The sequence below is a fragment of the Mycobacterium sp. Aquia_216 genome, from assembly GCF_026723865.1.
Lineage (GTDB): Bacteria > Actinomycetota > Actinomycetes > Mycobacteriales > Mycobacteriaceae > Mycobacterium.
Window position 1 is genome coordinate 941,513 of record NZ_CP113529.1, and the last position, 14,937, is coordinate 956,449.

A 14,937-nucleotide genomic window follows, 5' to 3' on the forward strand; every position below is an offset into this window, starting at 1 on the left:
CGCCTAGGGTCGAGCTGTGACGCCAGCATCGTTGGTGTGCCAGGTGTGCGGCTCGGAGCCGCGTCAAGGTGCACGCTTCTGCGATTCCTGCGGCGCCCCGCTTGCGCCCAATGTCGAGACGGCCGAATACAAGCAAGTGACCGTTCTCTTCGCGGACGTGGTGCGGTCGATGGACATCGCCGCGTCGTTGGGCCCCGAGCGGCTGCGCGAAGTGATGACTGAGCTTGTCAATCAGTCGGCAACCGTGGTCCAGCGTTACGGCGGCACCGTCGACAAGTTCACCGGCGACGGCATCATGGCGCTTTTCGGCGCCCCAATCACGTTGGAGGATCATGCGTTTCGCGCCTGCCTGGCGGCGCTGGACATACAGGAGGTGGTCCGCCAACTGGCGGTCGAGGTGGGCCGCCGGGACGGGATCGACCTGCGCTTGCGGGTCGGGCTGAATTCCGGCCAGGTGATCGCCGGCGATCTGGGGGCGACTCATCTCGGGTACACCGCGGTGGGCGAACAGGTGGGCATGGCCCAGCGGATGGAATCGGTGGCGCCGCCCGGCGGTGTCATGCTCAGCGAATCGACGGCACGGCTCGTCGAGGACCGGGCCGTGCTGGGTGAGCCCGAGACCGTGCACATCAAGGGATTCGCCACCACCGTGCCGGCGCGGCGCCTGCTGGCCACCGACGGCGAACACCGCAAGGCGCGCCGCCAGTCCCGCCTCGTCGGGCGGCAGCGGGAGAAGGAAGCCGTCGCGGAATTACTGGACCAGGCCAGCCGCGGCGCCGGAACGGTGATTACGGTGACGGGCCGCCCGGGCGTGGGCAAGACCCGGCTGGTCCGCGAGTCGTTAGGCATAGCGCGCAGTGCCGGATTCGAGGTGTCGGTCACCTATTGCGAATCCCATACCCGCGAGATTCCCTTCCACGTGATCTCCCGGTTGCTGCGCGCGGTCTTCGGTCTGGGCGGCCTCACCCTGGAGGTGGCACGGGCACGCGTGCGCACCGAAATCCCCGGGGCGGGTGCCGAGGACCTGGTGCTGCTCGATGACCTGCTCGGCATCCGCGATCCCGATACGCCGTGCCCGGACATCACCCCGGACGCCCGGCGCCGCCGGCTGGTCGACCTGATCAACACCATTTCGCTGGCTCGGCCCGAGTCCGCGATCTACGTCATCGACGATGCTCAGTGGATCGACAGCGTGAGCGAATCGCTGCTTGCCGAATTCGCGGCGGCGGTACCCGGAATGCACGCGACGTTGCTCGTTGCCTATCGACCCGAATACTCGGGGCCGCTGGCACATATCCCGGGCGCGCATCCGTTCGCCCTTGAGCCACTGGGTGATTCGTACATCGCCGAATTGATGAATGAGCTGTTGGGGGCCGACCCTTCGGTGGCCGGATTGTCGGCGGTGATCGCCGACCGGGCGGCCGGCGTGCCATTCGCCGCCGAGGAGATCGTGCGTGACCTCGCCGAGCGGGGTGAGCTCGAGGGCGTGCCGGGCGCCTACGTGTGTGTGCGCGAAGTGCGAGAAATCCACGTTCCGGCCAGCCTGCAGGGCATCATCGGGGCACGCATCGATCGGCTCAATGCCACGGCGAAGCGCACTCTGAACGCCGCAGCCGTCATCGGCGCGCAGTTCGACACCGAATTGCTGAAATGTCTGCTGGGCACTGTCGACGTGGCGCCACTGGTGCAGGCGGCACTGGTCGAACAGGTCGGCTTCGCCCCGCACGCGACGTACGCCTTCTGTCATCCGCTTATTCAGGCGGTGGCCTACGAATCCCAATTGAAGTCCGGCAGAGCCGAATTGCACCGCCGGGTGGCGGCGGTGTTGCAGCGCACCTACGGCGAGTTCACCGGCCACGAGGCCTCGATCGTCGCAACTCAGTACGCGGCGGCCGGGGACGTGCGTGAGGCCTACGAGTGGTACATGCGGGCCGGAACTTGGTATGGCGGACGGGATATCCGCGCCGCCCGGGCCAGTTGGCAACAGGCCGAGCGATTCGCCGACCGGCTCCCCGACGATCACCCCGATCGACTGGCCATGCGCATCGCGCCACGAGCCTTGCTGTGCGGCAGTGCATTTCAAGTGGGCGGCACGCCCGACGAGACAGGATTCGACGAATTACGCGCTCTTACCACGCAGGCGGGCGATAAGAGGTCATTGGCGGTAGGCATGGCGGGCCACCTCACCACGCTGACGTTCAACTCCCAACATCGGGAGGCGGCCGACATGGCGATGGAGTTCGCCACGCTTGTCGAGTCGATCGGCGATCCGGCGATGACTGCCGGGCTTTTCTACGCTGCCGCCCAGGCCAAGTGGGAGGTCGGCGAGGCGACCGAATGCCTGCAGTTGGCGCAACGGATCATCGACGTCGCTCACGGCGATCCCACTATGGGTAACTTCGTGATCGGCTCCCCGCTGGCCTGGGCGATCACGTTAAAGGGCGCAGCCGGAATGTTTTTGGGCCGGTCGGGCTGGCGACAGGATCTCGAGGAGGGCATTGCGATGGCCAGGTCGTTCGACCCGACCACCCACCCGTTCGCGCAGCTGTACAAATATGCGGCCGCGGTGCAGAACGGCGGGGTGCTGCCCAACGCCGACGACGTGACGCAGACGGCTGAGTCGCTGGAAATCGCGCAACGGTCCGGTGACAACGCCGCGCTGGCGTACGCGCTAGTGAATCGGGCCACCGCGCTGATCCACTGCAACGACGAAAGCGCAGGGACGGGCTTCGAATATCTGGCCAAGGCGCGCGAGATGCTCGTCGATGAGAAGCTGATCGTCGCGATTCGTCGAATGACCGACGTCGAAATCGCCCGTGGGCGTGCCCGATCCGGTGATCTCGACGGCGCGATCGACCTGGTTTCCCGGATCCTCAACGCGCAGTTCGAAGCCGGGACGATGATGTTCCGGGCGCCCGCCACCACCGCACTTGTCGAGACATTGCTGGCACGCGGCGGCCCCGGCGATATCGAGGCGGCCGAACGCGCGATCGACAGACTCGCGGACGTCCCGACCGAGCCGGGCTTCGTGTTGCACGACATTCCGGTGCTGCGGCTGCGGGCACTGCTGGCCCGAATCCGTGGCGACGAGTCCGGCTATCGGCAATTCCTGCAAGGGTTTCGGGCCAGGGCGCAACACGCCGAATTCGAGGGCTATCTGGCGCTGGCCGACGCGATGGACGCCGACTGAGGCAGCTCAGCCCTGCTCGACGACGTTGTCGACACCGGAGTTGGAGACCGTCGGCGCGCCCGAGTGAAACGTCACATGGTTGTTCATGCCGGACGCTTCGATGGTGTCGGCGGCGTCGACGGTGACCGAGTTCTTCATGCCGGACACGGACAGGCTCGCGCAGTGGCCGGTGATCACGATCGTATTGTTGATTCCACTGACGGTGACCGCGTTGTCGTTGCACGCGATGGTCTTGTTCTCGTCGATGCCGGACACGTCGAGCGGCGCGCCCTGTGGCGGCTGCGGCAACGTCGACGGTCCCGGGCTACGCGTCGTGGTTCGGGGTGAAGTGGTCACCGGCGAGGTGGTCACACCTGAGCTGATGATCGACCGGACACCGGAAAGCTGGTGTGCGGCAAAGGCCGCGATGCCTCCCGCGAGAACCAGCACGCCGACGACGATGATCGTGCCCACGATCCACCACATGCGGTTGCCCGCCGGTGGTTTGGGCGCGGGCCCGCCGTAGGGGCCGCCATAGCCGTACATCGGCGGTGGTGGAGGCGGAACAGGCCCGGGTGGCGGCGGCGGGTAGCTCTGACCGCCCTGCGGTGCGCCTCCCAGTTCGGACGCGCGCGCGGCGTCGGCCAACGGGCGCTCCAGGTCCCGAATCCGTTTTTCCGGGTCGTCCTGCGATTCCATGGACAGATGCTCCCACTGGACGGTGCCTGATAGGTAGTTTCGGCTTCAATCGGTAGTTTCAGCACCGTGCCCGACATGCCGAATCGCCAGATCCTGTTGCGTCGCCGCCCGACCGGGCTGGTTGCACCCGATGACACCGAGCTGATCACCGGCCAGGCACCCGAACCCGCCGATGGTGAGGCATTGGTCCGGACTACCTACGTCGGGTTGGACGCGGCGGTCCGGACCTGGCTGAACGACCAGCCGAGCTACCTTCCGCCGGTGCAGCTCGGCGAGGTGATCCGGGCGGCCGGCATCGGCGAAGTCGTCGCCTCCCGGTGCGACGCCTACGCCGTTGGCGACGTGATCACCACGCTGACCGGCTTCCAGGAATACGTGATCGTCCGCGACGACCTGTTCAGCACACCCATCCCGGGTGAGGACGACCAGCTGGCGATCATGTCGGTCTACGGCCCGACCGGTGCCACCGCCTACTTCGGCATGACGGACATCGGTAAACCGAAGGTTGGTGAGACGGTGGTGGTCTCGGCGGCGGCGGGTGCCACCGGGTCGGTGGCCGGGCAGATCGCCAAGATCGCCGGCGCCCGGGTGGTCGGCATCGCGGGCGGACCCGAGAAATGCCGGGCGGTGGTCGAGGACTTCGGATTCGACGCGTGCATCGACTACAAGAACGAAGACGTGCCCGCCGCCCTCAAGCAGCATTGCCCGCGCCGCGTCGACGTGTACTTCGACAACGTCGGCGGCCCGATCCTCAACGCGGTGCTCGGCCGGCTCGCGGCCAACGCGCGAGTCGTGCTCTGCGGCGTCATCTCCAGCTACCTGACCGGGGAGCACCCGGGTCCGGCCAACTATGTGAACCTGCTGTCGAAGACAGCGCTGATGCAGGGATTCAACGCGCTCGATCAGTGGGGCAGATTCGAGGAAGCCTTCGCCTCGCTGCGTCAATGGGAGGCCGAAGGCCGACTCAAGCACCGCCAGACCATTTTTCAGGGCATCGAGTCGTGCGTTGACGCTCTCAACGGGTTGTTCACCGGGGCCAACATCGGCAAGACGTTGGTCAAGATCAGCGAGCCCGGATCCGCCTGAGGGCTGGGCGGGCGCTGCGGGTTCTCACATCCGTCTCATGCGTTCGCTGCCCAAAGGTAGGTGCCCTCTGCCCGCCTCCGAGCGACAGATTGCGCCATCGACTGCGGTCATGGCTTGTCGCTCGGAGGCGGGCAAATGCTGCGCCCGGCCGAGACCGATACTCGTGTGGGCGGTGGGAGTGGTTGCGCTACTCCTCGCCGAGAACGCGATGCAGCGTCTTCTTCGCCTCGCGTAGCGCTTCGAGAACCTTGGTCCGCGCCGCGGCGAGCTGTTGCTTTTGCTCATCGGTGCCCGTCCAGGTGATCGTGCGCGCCAGGCCGGCGATCTCGAACAGTTCGCGGCGGATCTTGAAGACGTCGCCGAACTTGGCTGCCCGCCCCAGGAACGCGTGCGCGGTTTCGCTGCTGACGCCCCGCCAGGCCAGCAGGTTATTGCCGAGCTCGGTCAGCGTCGCCACGCCGTTGTCGACGGTCACCACGCCACGGCCGGCGAGCAGCCCGATGGCAAGTTCTGCCACGTCCTGCGGCGGGGTGAACGCTCCCTCGGTCGCCTCGGTCACCCGCTGCACGATCTGCGCGGCGTCGGCCGGCCCGTCGAGTAGCAGCGCCGCGGTGACAAACGCCGCGCGCTTGAGCGGAGGGCGGCCACCCGGACCGAAACCGCCTCCAAAACCGGGACCGCCGGGCCCGCCATGGCCCCAACCGTGTTTACCCCAACCGCCCCCGAAGCCACCGGGCCCGCCTCCGAAACCGCCGGGACCGCCACCGAAGCCGCCGAAGCCGAAGCCGGGACCACCGAAACCGCCCCCGAAACCGCCGGGGCCGCCAAACAATCCGTCACCAGACATCTTTGTGTTCCTTTCTTGTCGGACCATCAAGCTCCTTGATACCACCGACTCCGGTAATGTCAACAAAGTTGATGGTTGCGTGGGATAAACGATGCGGCGCGTGCCAGCATGTGGGGATGAGTCAATCCCACGATGAGCCTTTGGGGTTCCTGCTGTACCGAGTGATGGCATCGTTGCGGCCCCAGGTTGCCGCGGAGCTCAAACCGCTGGGGATCGGCCTGCCCGAATTCGTCTGCATGCGGATCTTGGCCAACCACCCCGGGCTTACGAGTGCGGAATTGGCGCGCGGCACCAACGTCTCCGCGCAGGCGATGAACCAGGTGCTGCATGCACTCGAGGACCGCGGCGCACTGAGCCGGGCAACGTCGGCGCCGGCGGGTCGCGCGATGCCGGCCCAACTGACGCGGCGCGGCAAGGCCCTGCTGAAGCGCGCCGATACCGCCGTGGCGGTCGCCGAGCAGCGAATTCTGACCCGGCTCGCCGCCGAGCAGCAAAGTCAGCTCAAGGAACTGCTTTATGCTGCGGGCACCCCTTGAGCCGAAAGCGGTCTGCGGATGCCAGGTATGGATCGTCGCCGGATGATGACGCTGGCGGGATTCGGTGCGCTGGCCGCGGCCATCCCCACTGCGAGCGCCGGCGCCGCGCCGGCCCGCTCCGGGTCGTACCTGTTTCACGATGAATTCGACGGCCCGGCCGGCTCGGCTCCCGATCCGTCGAAATGGCTTGTGGCTAACCACCGTACGCCGATCCATAATCCGACCGGGTTCGACCGGCCCGAGTTTTTCGGGCAGTACCGCGACAGCCGGCAGAACGTGTTCGTCGACGGCAAGTCGAACCTGGTACTGCGCGCCAACCGAGACGGGGGCGACTACTTCGGCGGCCTGGTGAGCGGCACCTGGCGGGGCGCCATCGGGACCACCTGGGAGGCGCGCGTCAAACTCAACTGCCTTACCGGCGGCTGCTGGCCGGCCTGGTGGTTGTCCAATGACGATCCGGGTCGTAGCGGGGAAGTGGACCTGATGGAGTGGTACGGCAACGGGCAGTGGCCCCCGGGTACCACCGTGCACGCCAATCCGGACGGCACGGCCTTTGAGACCCGCCCGATCGCGGTCGACGGCGCCTGGCACAACTGGCGGGTGACGTGGAATGCGGGCGGCATGTACTTCTGGGAAGACTATGCCGAGGGTGCCGAACCGTACTTCAGCGTCCCGGCCACCGGTATCGAGGATCTGCACGACTCGCTCCGAATGTGGCCGTTCAACGACGTCGGGTACACGATGTTTCCGGTGCTGAACCTCGCGGTCGGCGGTTCCGGGGGCGGTGACCCTGCGGCGGGCGCCTATCCGTCGGAAATGCTGGTCGACTGGGTGCGGGTCTTCTGATGCCTCTGGGTGCAGGATGCGCGCTATCCCGACGCATGGTTGTATAACACCGTTTGCGAGAGTTGGCCGAGGGGCATCGTGCCAAGCCGGATTTCCCGGCCTTTTAGCGATGGGTGGTACGTGGATATGGATCGTCGCAGCATGTTGTTGACGACTGGGCTCGGCATGCTGGCAGCTGCGGCGGCGACGCCTCTCCCGGAAGCCGCGGCGCGCCCCGCACCGCCGGACGCGCCGACTGCTGGACCGGGTGGGCCGTTCATCTTTGCCGACGAGTTCGACGGGCCTCCGGGATCTCCTCCCGATCCGGGCAAGTGGACGATCCAGACCTGGCAGGACGACGTCTTCCCGCCCGTCGAGGGGATCTACCGCGACGACCGACAAAACGTTTTTCAGGACGGGCACTCCAACCTCGTCCTGTGCGCCACCCACGACTTTTTCAGCAACACCTATTACAGCGGCAAACTGCGTGGCAATTTCCGCAGCATGATCAACCAGACCTGGGAAGCCAAGATCAAACTGGACTGCCTGACCCCCGGTCTGTGGCCCTCGTTCTGGGGCGTCAACGAGGACCCGCTGCCGGACGGCGAGGTCGACATCTTCGAGTGGTACGGCAATGGCACCTGGGCTCCGGGCACCACGGTGCACGCGGCATCCAACGGCAAGACCTGGGAAGGCAAATCGATTCCCGGACTGGTCGACGGCGACTGGCACACCTGGCGAATGCATTGGGGCGAAGAGGGATTCGAGTTCTCGCGGGACGGCGCCGAGTACTTCAAGGTTGGCAACAAACCCATTCACGTTGCCGGCGGTGCTCCCGACGATTTCCGGTGGCCGTTCAACATCCCCGGCTACTGGATGACGCCGATGTTCACGCTTGCGGTGGGCGGCGTCGGTGCCGGCGATCCCGCCGCGGGTGTTTTCCCGGCGAGGATGCTCGTCGACTACATCCGCATCTGGTGATCACCGCGTCGCTTTGAACACCTGAACAAGGTTGAACTGCCAGCGCTCGACGAGCCGGAAGCCGAGGTCGTGCGGGACCGCGAAGGCCGGTGTGGCTCCATAGCGCGGCCCGGGCGGCAACGCCGAACCCTGCTCGTGGGCGGGCAGCGACTCGTCGGCCTGGGTGATGATCCACACGACGTGGCAACCACTGAGCGGTTGGGCGACGACTTCCGGGATCAGGTTGGTGTCGAAGACGTCCTTGCGGTCCGTTGCCCGCTGCCACAGGGTGAGGTCGATCAACTTGCGGTAGGCGTCGGGGCGCGCCGCCATCAACGGCCGCATCGGTGCGGGCATAAACGTCACTGTGTCGTTAATCAGTAGGCAATCGCCCGGCGCCGCCTCGGCGGTGATCAGATCGGCCACCTGGCTGTAGTCCATCCCGTACTTGGCATACGGGCTACGTTGCACCCGAAGGTAATTCGGTGCCGCCGCGACGGCGAAACCGGTGACCAGCGCCGCCGCCACCCAGGGCTTGGCCGCCAGTGCGCCAATGCAGACGCCCAGGACCAGGGCCAGCGCCGGCGCGGTAAAGCACAGATAGCGCGGCGTGTAGATGGGGTGAACCAGGGCCGACCACACCACGATCACCGCGGTCGGTATCAGCAGCCACGCGACCGCCAACGTCAGCAACTGCTTATCTGCCGCAACGAGTTTGGTATCTGTCCAGCGCCACACGGCAAGGGCTACCGCGATCACCAGTGCCGACAACACCGCGAACCACGGGCTGCGCTCGAAGTACTGCTGAACCGCCACGTCTTCGATCGTTCGGTGCCCGATCGGTGCGACCCAACTGATCTGATGCACTTGACCCGCGGCCACGACCAGAAACGGCGCCACGGTACAACTCGCCAAAACCGACGTGATGGCAAACCGGGCCACCACCGTTCGCGTGCGCAGGAAGGCGCAGAGGAAGGCGAAGTGCACCGGCAACAGCAGTACGAGGTACACGTCGAACACGATCGAAACCGCTTGAGCAACACCGTAAGCCAGCCAAATTGCGGCGCTGTCGCGGCGCGCGGCGTAGACGAACAGTACGGTCAGCCACACCGCGGCCATCATCGACATGGCGTAGGGGCGGGCTTCGATGCCTGCCCACGTCGACCGCGGCAGCACCGCGCAGATCGCCCCGGCGGTCAGCGCCACGATGCGAGAAGAGAACTGGTTGCCCAGCACCACGACTCCGGCCGCGGCGCCTCCGACGGCCAGACCGCTTGGTGCGCGAGACCAGAACTCGCCTGCGCCGACGAGCTGGAACCAGCCGTGCATGAGCAGGTAGTACAGGCCGTGGACGGCGTCGACGTTGCTCAACATCTGCCACAGCTGACCAAGGGAGCGACTGTATGCGGCCGATATGGTCGCGGCCTCGTCGTACCAGAACGAGGGACGGCCGGCGTCGACAAGGCTTACCGCGGTGGCCAGTACTCCGACGATCAGCGGGTCCAGCACGCGACGCCCTGACACACCGTTATGGTGCCAGAAGCACACCCGGGCGTTGCCGGGCGCGCTCTTCTAGTTGGTCAGGTACAGGTAGTACAGGCCATCGTCGTGCTGGCGGCAGTCCCAATGCGTCCACAAGTGGTCGTTTTGGGCTAGCTCGACATGGGGGCCGTCGGCTTCGCACGCGCCCAGCGTCGAGTAGACGCCCTCGACCTGAATTTCGTCGGCATTGGCCACGCCCACCGCGATGGTCATCAGCCCGCCCAAGGCCAGTAAGCCCGCAGCGATAAGCCTGGTCATCCGGATCTCTCCCGTCGTAGCGGTCGGTTGCGAGCCGAACTATATCGATTTGCCCGGGTTGCCGAGTTGTGATTGACCGAACGCAACCAGACCTTCATCTTTCGAACGTATGATCGAACGATGGGGCCGCTCGCGTCGATCGGATACAACGGGCAGCCGGTCCGCCATCCGTTTCGGGTGGTGCGTCCGCCGATCGCGGTGCTGATCGACCTGACGGTGCTTTTCCCGCGCGAGCCGCATCGCTCAGGCCGGTATCAGCCCAACGGTTTGCAGCTGCACAAGGTCGTCGAAGGGTTGCTGAGCTGCTGGGGCCTGTGCGAGCAGGGCGACTGGTGGGGGCTGGTGACCTATCCCGTCGTGTACGGGTCCAAGCGGAAAACCGTGACGCACTGGGTGCCGGCCTGGACACTGCGCCGAAAGGGCTAGGCCCGGTGGAGGTTACAGCCGGCGGCCCTGAACGTAGGTACCGTTGATGGAGGTCTCGCGCGTTCGCATCAGCAAGCCGAACAGCGTCTGGTCCCGGGCCATCGCCGGGTCGTCGGATCGCACGCCCTCGGTGATCACGGCCCGCAGCGCGGGTGTGCGGTTCGGGTCGATGACGACGAAGTCGGCCTCCTTGCCCACGTCGAAGTTGCCGAAACGGTCCTCCATGTCGAGCGCGCGGGCACCGCCGAGCGTTCCGAGGAACAGCATCTCGGCCGGATGCATCGTCACGCCCGCGTCGCCCGGCTCGCAGATGTGTACCTTGAACGCCGCGGCGAGCACCTGCGGAATCGGCCACTCGTCTCCGCCGCCGAAATCCGTTCCGGCGGCGATGTTTACCCCCGAAGCAACCGTGCGAAGCCACGGCATGGTGCCGGAGCCGAGGAACTGCTGTGACACGGGGCAATGCGCGATCGACGTGCCCGTCTCCGACATCCGCTGCAGCTCCACGTCCTGGCAGTGCACCGCGTGCGCCATGATGCTGCGCCGCCCGAGCATGCTCGGGCCGCCGGCTTTGGAGCCGGGCAGAAACTTGCCGTCGTAGGTGTCCAGGTAGGAGTCGACCTGATAAATCTGCTTGGTCGTGTCGACTTCGCCGCTGCCCGGGCGGTTGTTCTCGTTGAGGTGCGTGTGGAAGTACACGCCGCGATCTCGGACCGAATCATAAAGTTCGCCAAGCCTTTTCAGAGTCTCCGCGGTGACCGCGATCGCGAATCGCGGTACCAGCGCCACATGCAACCGGGCGGTGTGCACGTTGCCGGTGTCGGCCCCGTGCCATTTGTTGATCTCCTCGCGGGCCAGTCGGATCGCGTCGTCTTCCGACGTCATCAACGGTTTGGCGGCCTGGGGTCCGACGGTCTGGATGCCACGGCCGCTGACGATCCGCAGCCCGCGGCGAGCCGTTTCGGTGAACAGGGCATCCTGGGCCTCGGGAAACGGGGATCCGAAGACCATGGCTGCCGTGGTTCCGCTCGCGATGCGCCGATCGCAGAATTCGACCGCCGCCCGCCGTGCGAAGTTCTGGTCGGCGAAGCGGGCTTCCGAGGGGTAGATGCAGTAGTTCAGCCATTCCAGCAGTTGCCCACCGTTGTAGGAGTCGCCGGCGAAGGTCTGCGGGAAATGAACGTGGGTATCCACGAAGCCCGGAAGCAGAAACCCGGGCCGGTGATCCGTCACGGGTGTCGACCGGTACTTGAGTGGGACGCCGGCGCGGTCACCGCAGAACGCGACCTTGCCGTCGTCTTCGACCACCAATGCGCCTCCCGGGATTGACACCAGCGCGTCGACGGCTTCGGACACCAGCGGAGAGCCGGCGAGGTGGAAAATGTGCCCAAGGTGAATCCGAGCCACGTGATCTTCCCCTAGTGTCTCCCTCGAACGTCTTGCCTATCGTGTTGGTTGCCTGAGGCTGTCCGGGCGGGATCGATGAATGTGGTTGCGCTGCAATTCACATACAACCATCCGGGTGTGTCTGGTGAGCGCCGGGACAGCGAGCGCGCCGCGCTCGGTGGCACGACGGCCGGCTCGATGAGAGGATTGCTGCCCGTGGCAGGAAGCTGGAGCTCGCTGTTGACCACGCTCATTCCGCTGGCGCTCGTCATCGCCATCTCTCCGCTGTCGCTCATCCCGGCCGTCCTCGTGCTGCACGCACCGCAACCGCGGCCGGCCGGGCTGGCCTTCCTCGGCGGCTGGCTGTTCGGGCTGGTGGCACAGACGGTGCTCTTCGTCGAGGGCTCCGGCGCCCTTGGCGGAATGCACAAGTCGCCACCGGCATGGGCGTCCTGGCTGCGGGTGGTGCTCGGGTCCGCGCTGATCCTGTTCGGCATCTACCGGTGGGTGACCCGGCATCGGCACACCGAGTCACCCGCCTGGATGCGTTCGTTTTCGACAATGCGCCCCAGGCGCGCGGCCATCACCGGGCTGGTGCTCACGGTGATCCGGCTAGAGGTGCTTCTGATGTGCTTGGCGGCCGGCGTGGCCATCGGGACCAGCGACCTGCACGACGTCGACAAGTTGTCGGCCGGTGTCATCTTCGTCGCCGTTTCCGCGTCAACGGTCGCGGTCCCGATCCTGGCCTACGCCGCCGCGGGTCACCGTCTCGATGATCTCCTGGAACGCGTCAAGAACTGGATGGAGAAAAACAACGCCGCGCTGCTGGCGGCGATCCTGGTCCTGATCGGTTTGATGGTGCTACACAACGGCATTCGCGCCTTGTATCATTGGTAGCCGCCGTCGGCCAGACCGGCCTGCGCTTCGAGCCGGTTCGTCTTGCCAAACAGCCTGTCGCGGAGCACTTCCCAGAGGTAAGCGGTGATCATGCGCGCGTGTCCTCTGGCGGCCCACTGCTGGGAATGCAGCTCCTCGTGGTGCAGCACGCGGTCAAGGGCGAGATTGCTTTCCCTCGGCCGGCCGTTGCGGTCGGAGTACCACGCGTGCCCGGACTCCACGATCTGGCGGAGCCGACGAGCGGGCCCCGTTTCGTCGATCGAGACGTTGACCATGAAGATGTCACCCCAAGCGGTGCCGCCCTGCTGGCTGAACAGCCGTTGGATCCAGTTGCCGCCGAGGCCCATCAGCATGCCGTTCGGTGTGGTGACCAGGCGACCGCCATTGCGGTCGACGAATCCGACGTCCTGGTCGTAGCTCCATTTGTTTGCCTCTTGCCGATCGACAATCCGCTGCACCTCGTCGGCGGAGTACGGCGTCTCGGGGAAATCGGTGGGCTGTCTCGTCGGGCCGCCGTAGCCGGTGCCCGCGTTGAAGACGTAGGTCAGCAGCGTGGCGCCGCGCGCCTCGGCGCCGGTGGTGCCCGGCGGAATCAGGAAGAACGACTTGCCATCCGGGTCGTTGATCTCGGCCATTTCCTTCAGGACGTGAAAGCTCTCCGGCGTGATGCCGTGTTGCCCGGCGATCGCGGCGGTGACCGCCGGCGGCACGCCCAGACGTTCGGCGTTGGCCAGCCACCGCCGGTGATAGTCCGTCGCCCGCCTGGTCATGGTGCGTCAATTCTTATCAGTCCCCCGGTTAGGGTGTAGCAAATGAGCAGGGGCCCCTGGCAACGCGCGCGCGGTATCAAGCAGATCACCCGGGGTCTGGGCACCCTCGATCGCGAGTTGTTCGTCGCGGTGGCCGAAACTCCCACCCCGCTGCTCGACACGGTCATGCCGCCGCTGACCCGGGCAGCCGACCATTCCAAGCTGTGGTTCGTCATTGCCGGCGGATTGCTCGCGACAAGGAAGCCGTCCGTGCAGCGCGGCGCAACCCGTGGACTGGTGACGCTTGGTGTCACGAGCTTGTTCACCAACCAGGTCGCCAAGCGAATCCGCCCGCGCCCCCGCCCGCTCTACGACTCGGTGCCGGTGGTCAGAAGAGCCCACCGCCGCCCGACCTCCAACTCATTACCGTCGGGACACTCGGCCAGCGCCGCCGCGTTCGCCGTCGGCGTGGGTCTGGAGAATCCGCCACTGGGCTTCGGGCTGGCGCTGCTGGCCGGACTGGTCGGATTGTCGCGAGTGGCGACCGGCGCGCACTACCCCGGTGATGTCGTCGTCGGGTTGGGCATCGGCGCCGGGATCGCGGTCCTGGGTGGGCGGCTGGTCCCGCCGGTTGCGGAACCCGCTCTGCCACAGTCAGAACCGCTGCGCGTCGAGACGCCGGAACGGCCCGATGGTTCCGGAGTGGTGCTGGTGGTCAATCCGGCGTCGGGCAGCGGCACCGGGGCTCGCGTCATCGATCAGGTTCGTGCCGAGCTGCCGAAGGCGGAGATCGTGGCACTCGGTCCCGACGACGACCCCGAGCAGGCGCTGCGCGATGCCGCCTCGCGGGCCGAGGTGCTCGCGGTGGGCGGGGGCGACGGCACGGTGTCCACCGCCGCGGCGGTCGCCGTCGACGCGGGGCTGCCGCTGGCGGTCTTTCCCGCCGGAACGCTCAACCACTTCGCGAAGGACATCGGCTGCGACACCGTGGGCAAGACCGTGCAGGCGATCCGTCGCGGCAGCGTGGCGCGCGTTGATCTGGTGTGCCTCAACGAAGGTCGGATCGTGATCAACACCGCCAGCATCGGTGCGTATCCGGCTTTCGTACAAAAGCGCGAAAAGCTGGAGAAACGCATCGGCAAGCCGCTCGCCGGGTTCTACGCGATGCTGCACACGCTGCGCAGCGACCAGCCCGTCCGCATCCGCTACGACAACAAGACGCTGCTGACGTCGCTGTTCTTTCTCGGTAACTCGTTGTATCTGCCCAGCGGGTTCGCCCCGTCCCGACGCAGCCGCCTGGATGACGGTCTGATCGACGTGCGGATCCTCGAAACGGGTCGCCGGTTCGCCACGGCCAGGATTCTGACCGCGCTCGTCTTCGGACGGCTGCGGCGCAGCCCCCTCTACCACGAGCTGCAGGTGCCCGAATTCAGCTTCTCGGCGGTCGACGCGCCGACGATCGTCGCCCATGACGGTGAGGTCGGCGACGAATACAGCGAAGCGAGCTTCACCGCGAAATACCGGATTCTGCCGGTGTTCCGCCCGCATCGCTGAACA

14 protein-coding genes are annotated in these 14,937 nt (G+C 66.3%); 8 read left to right on the forward strand and 6 right to left on the reverse strand.

Annotated features, from left to right (window positions below; genetic code table 11):
• Positions 1 to 16 precede the first annotated feature (16 nt).
• A complete protein-coding gene (locus OK015_RS04445) occupies positions 17 to 3,190 on the forward strand; it encodes an adenylate/guanylate cyclase domain-containing protein (RefSeq protein ID WP_268129554.1) in 3,174 nt (1,057 codons plus the stop codon).
• 6 nt (positions 3,191 to 3,196) lie between these two features.
• Here OK015_RS04445 and OK015_RS04450 read toward each other — a convergent pair whose 3' ends face one another.
• Positions 3,197 to 3,868 carry a DUF3060 domain-containing protein gene (locus tag OK015_RS04450; RefSeq protein WP_268129556.1) on the reverse strand — a complete coding sequence of 224 codons (672 nt, stop codon included), beginning with the start codon at positions 3,866 to 3,868 and terminating at the stop codon, positions 3,197 to 3,199.
• Between the two features lie 66 nt (positions 3,869 to 3,934).
• Between OK015_RS04450 and OK015_RS04455 the strand changes: the two genes are divergently transcribed.
• On the forward strand, positions 3,935 to 4,954 hold the full coding sequence (locus tag OK015_RS04455; RefSeq protein WP_268129557.1) for an NADP-dependent oxidoreductase: 1,020 nt from the start codon (positions 3,935 to 3,937) through the stop codon (positions 4,952 to 4,954).
• A gap of 187 nt (positions 4,955 to 5,141) precedes the next feature.
• On the opposite strand, the gene OK015_RS04460 is transcribed toward OK015_RS04455, so the two are convergent.
• Positions 5,142 to 5,801: a hypothetical protein gene (locus tag OK015_RS04460; RefSeq protein WP_268129558.1), complete on the reverse strand. Its 660-nt coding sequence runs from the start codon at positions 5,799 to 5,801 to the stop codon at positions 5,142 to 5,144.
• A gap of 116 nt (positions 5,802 to 5,917) precedes the next feature.
• On the opposite strand from OK015_RS04460, the gene OK015_RS04465 reads away from it, so the two are divergent.
• The 3 genes from OK015_RS04465 to OK015_RS04475 all read left to right on the forward strand — a co-directional run bounded on the left by OK015_RS04465 (position 5,918) and on the right by OK015_RS04475 (position 8,143).
• Positions 5,918 to 6,337: a MarR family winged helix-turn-helix transcriptional regulator gene (locus OK015_RS04465; protein ID WP_268129560.1), complete on the forward strand. Its 420-nt coding sequence runs from the start codon at positions 5,918 to 5,920 to the stop codon at positions 6,335 to 6,337.
• A gap of 12 nt (positions 6,338 to 6,349) precedes the next feature.
• Positions 6,350 to 7,183 (forward strand): glycoside hydrolase family 16 protein, encoded by an 834-nt coding sequence (locus tag OK015_RS04470; protein ID WP_268132438.1) that lies wholly within the window; start codon positions 6,350 to 6,352, stop codon positions 7,181 to 7,183.
• Between the two features lie 126 nt (positions 7,184 to 7,309).
• A complete protein-coding gene (locus OK015_RS04475) occupies positions 7,310 to 8,143 on the forward strand; it encodes a glycoside hydrolase family 16 protein (RefSeq protein ID WP_268129561.1) in 834 nt (277 codons plus the stop codon).
• Here OK015_RS04475 and OK015_RS04480 read toward each other — a convergent pair whose 3' ends face one another.
• A complete protein-coding gene (locus OK015_RS04480; protein WP_268129563.1) occupies positions 8,144 to 9,646 on the reverse strand; it encodes a glycosyltransferase family 39 protein in 1,503 nt (500 codons plus the stop codon).
• A gap of 48 nt (positions 9,647 to 9,694) precedes the next feature.
• A complete protein-coding gene (locus OK015_RS04485) occupies positions 9,695 to 9,922 on the reverse strand; it encodes a hypothetical protein (protein ID WP_268129565.1) in 228 nt (75 codons plus the stop codon).
• Between the two features lie 120 nt (positions 9,923 to 10,042).
• Between OK015_RS04485 and OK015_RS04490 the strand changes: the two genes are divergently transcribed.
• Entirely contained in the window at positions 10,043 to 10,348 is a 306-nt protein-coding gene (locus OK015_RS04490) for a hypothetical protein (RefSeq protein ID WP_268129567.1), read from the forward strand.
• 12 nt (positions 10,349 to 10,360) lie between these two features.
• Here the strand turns inward: OK015_RS04490 and OK015_RS04495 are convergent, their stop codons facing one another.
• Positions 10,361 to 11,755 (reverse strand): amidohydrolase family protein, encoded by a 1,395-nt coding sequence (locus OK015_RS04495; RefSeq protein ID WP_268129569.1) that lies wholly within the window; start codon positions 11,753 to 11,755, stop codon positions 10,361 to 10,363.
• Between the two features lie 177 nt (positions 11,756 to 11,932).
• Here OK015_RS04495 and OK015_RS04500 point away from each other — a divergent pair, with 177 nt between their 5' ends.
• On the forward strand, positions 11,933 to 12,631 hold the full coding sequence (locus OK015_RS04500; RefSeq protein ID WP_268132439.1) for a GAP family protein: 699 nt from the start codon (positions 11,933 to 11,935) through the stop codon (positions 12,629 to 12,631).
• On the opposite strand, the gene OK015_RS04505 is transcribed toward OK015_RS04500, so the two are convergent.
• Positions 12,622 to 13,401, reverse strand: coding sequence for a hypothetical protein (locus OK015_RS04505; protein ID WP_268129571.1), 780 nt, complete (start codon positions 13,399 to 13,401; stop codon positions 12,622 to 12,624). The two genes, OK015_RS04500 and OK015_RS04505, sit on opposite strands and share 10 nt — an antisense overlap.
• Before the next feature lie 42 nt (positions 13,402 to 13,443).
• On the opposite strand from OK015_RS04505, the gene OK015_RS04510 reads away from it, so the two are divergent.
• Complete coding sequence (locus OK015_RS04510; RefSeq protein ID WP_268129573.1) at positions 13,444 to 14,934, forward strand: bifunctional phosphatase PAP2/diacylglycerol kinase family protein; 1,491 nt, start codon at positions 13,444 to 13,446, stop codon at positions 14,932 to 14,934.
• Positions 14,935 to 14,937 lie beyond the last annotated feature (3 nt).

What these genes read in the sequence shown, in the direction of transcription:
- OK015_RS04450 (WP_268129556.1), bottom strand. Translation starts at nt 3,868, where the DNA reads ATGGAATCGCAGGACGACCCGGAAAAACGGATTCGGGACCTGGAGCGC.
- OK015_RS04460 (WP_268129558.1), bottom strand. Translation starts at nt 5,801, where the DNA reads ATGTCTGGTGACGGATTGTTTGGCGGCCCCGGCGGTTTCGGGGGCGGT.
- OK015_RS04465 (WP_268129560.1), top strand. Translation starts at nt 5,918, where the DNA reads ATGAGTCAATCCCACGATGAGCCTTTGGGGTTCCTGCTGTACCGAGTG.
- OK015_RS04475 (WP_268129561.1), top strand. Translation starts at nt 7,310, where the DNA reads ATGGATCGTCGCAGCATGTTGTTGACGACTGGGCTCGGCATGCTGGCA.
- OK015_RS04485 (WP_268129565.1), bottom strand. Translation starts at nt 9,922, where the DNA reads ATGACCAGGCTTATCGCTGCGGGCTTACTGGCCTTGGGCGGGCTGATG.
- OK015_RS04490 (WP_268129567.1), top strand. Translation starts at nt 10,043, where the DNA reads ATGGGGCCGCTCGCGTCGATCGGATACAACGGGCAGCCGGTCCGCCAT.
- OK015_RS04500 (WP_268132439.1), top strand. Translation starts at nt 11,933, where the DNA reads ATGAGAGGATTGCTGCCCGTGGCAGGAAGCTGGAGCTCGCTGTTGACC.
- OK015_RS04505 (WP_268129571.1), bottom strand. Translation starts at nt 13,401, where the DNA reads ATGACCAGGCGGGCGACGGACTATCACCGGCGGTGGCTGGCCAACGCC.
- OK015_RS04510 (WP_268129573.1), top strand. Translation starts at nt 13,444, where the DNA reads ATGAGCAGGGGCCCCTGGCAACGCGCGCGCGGTATCAAGCAGATCACC.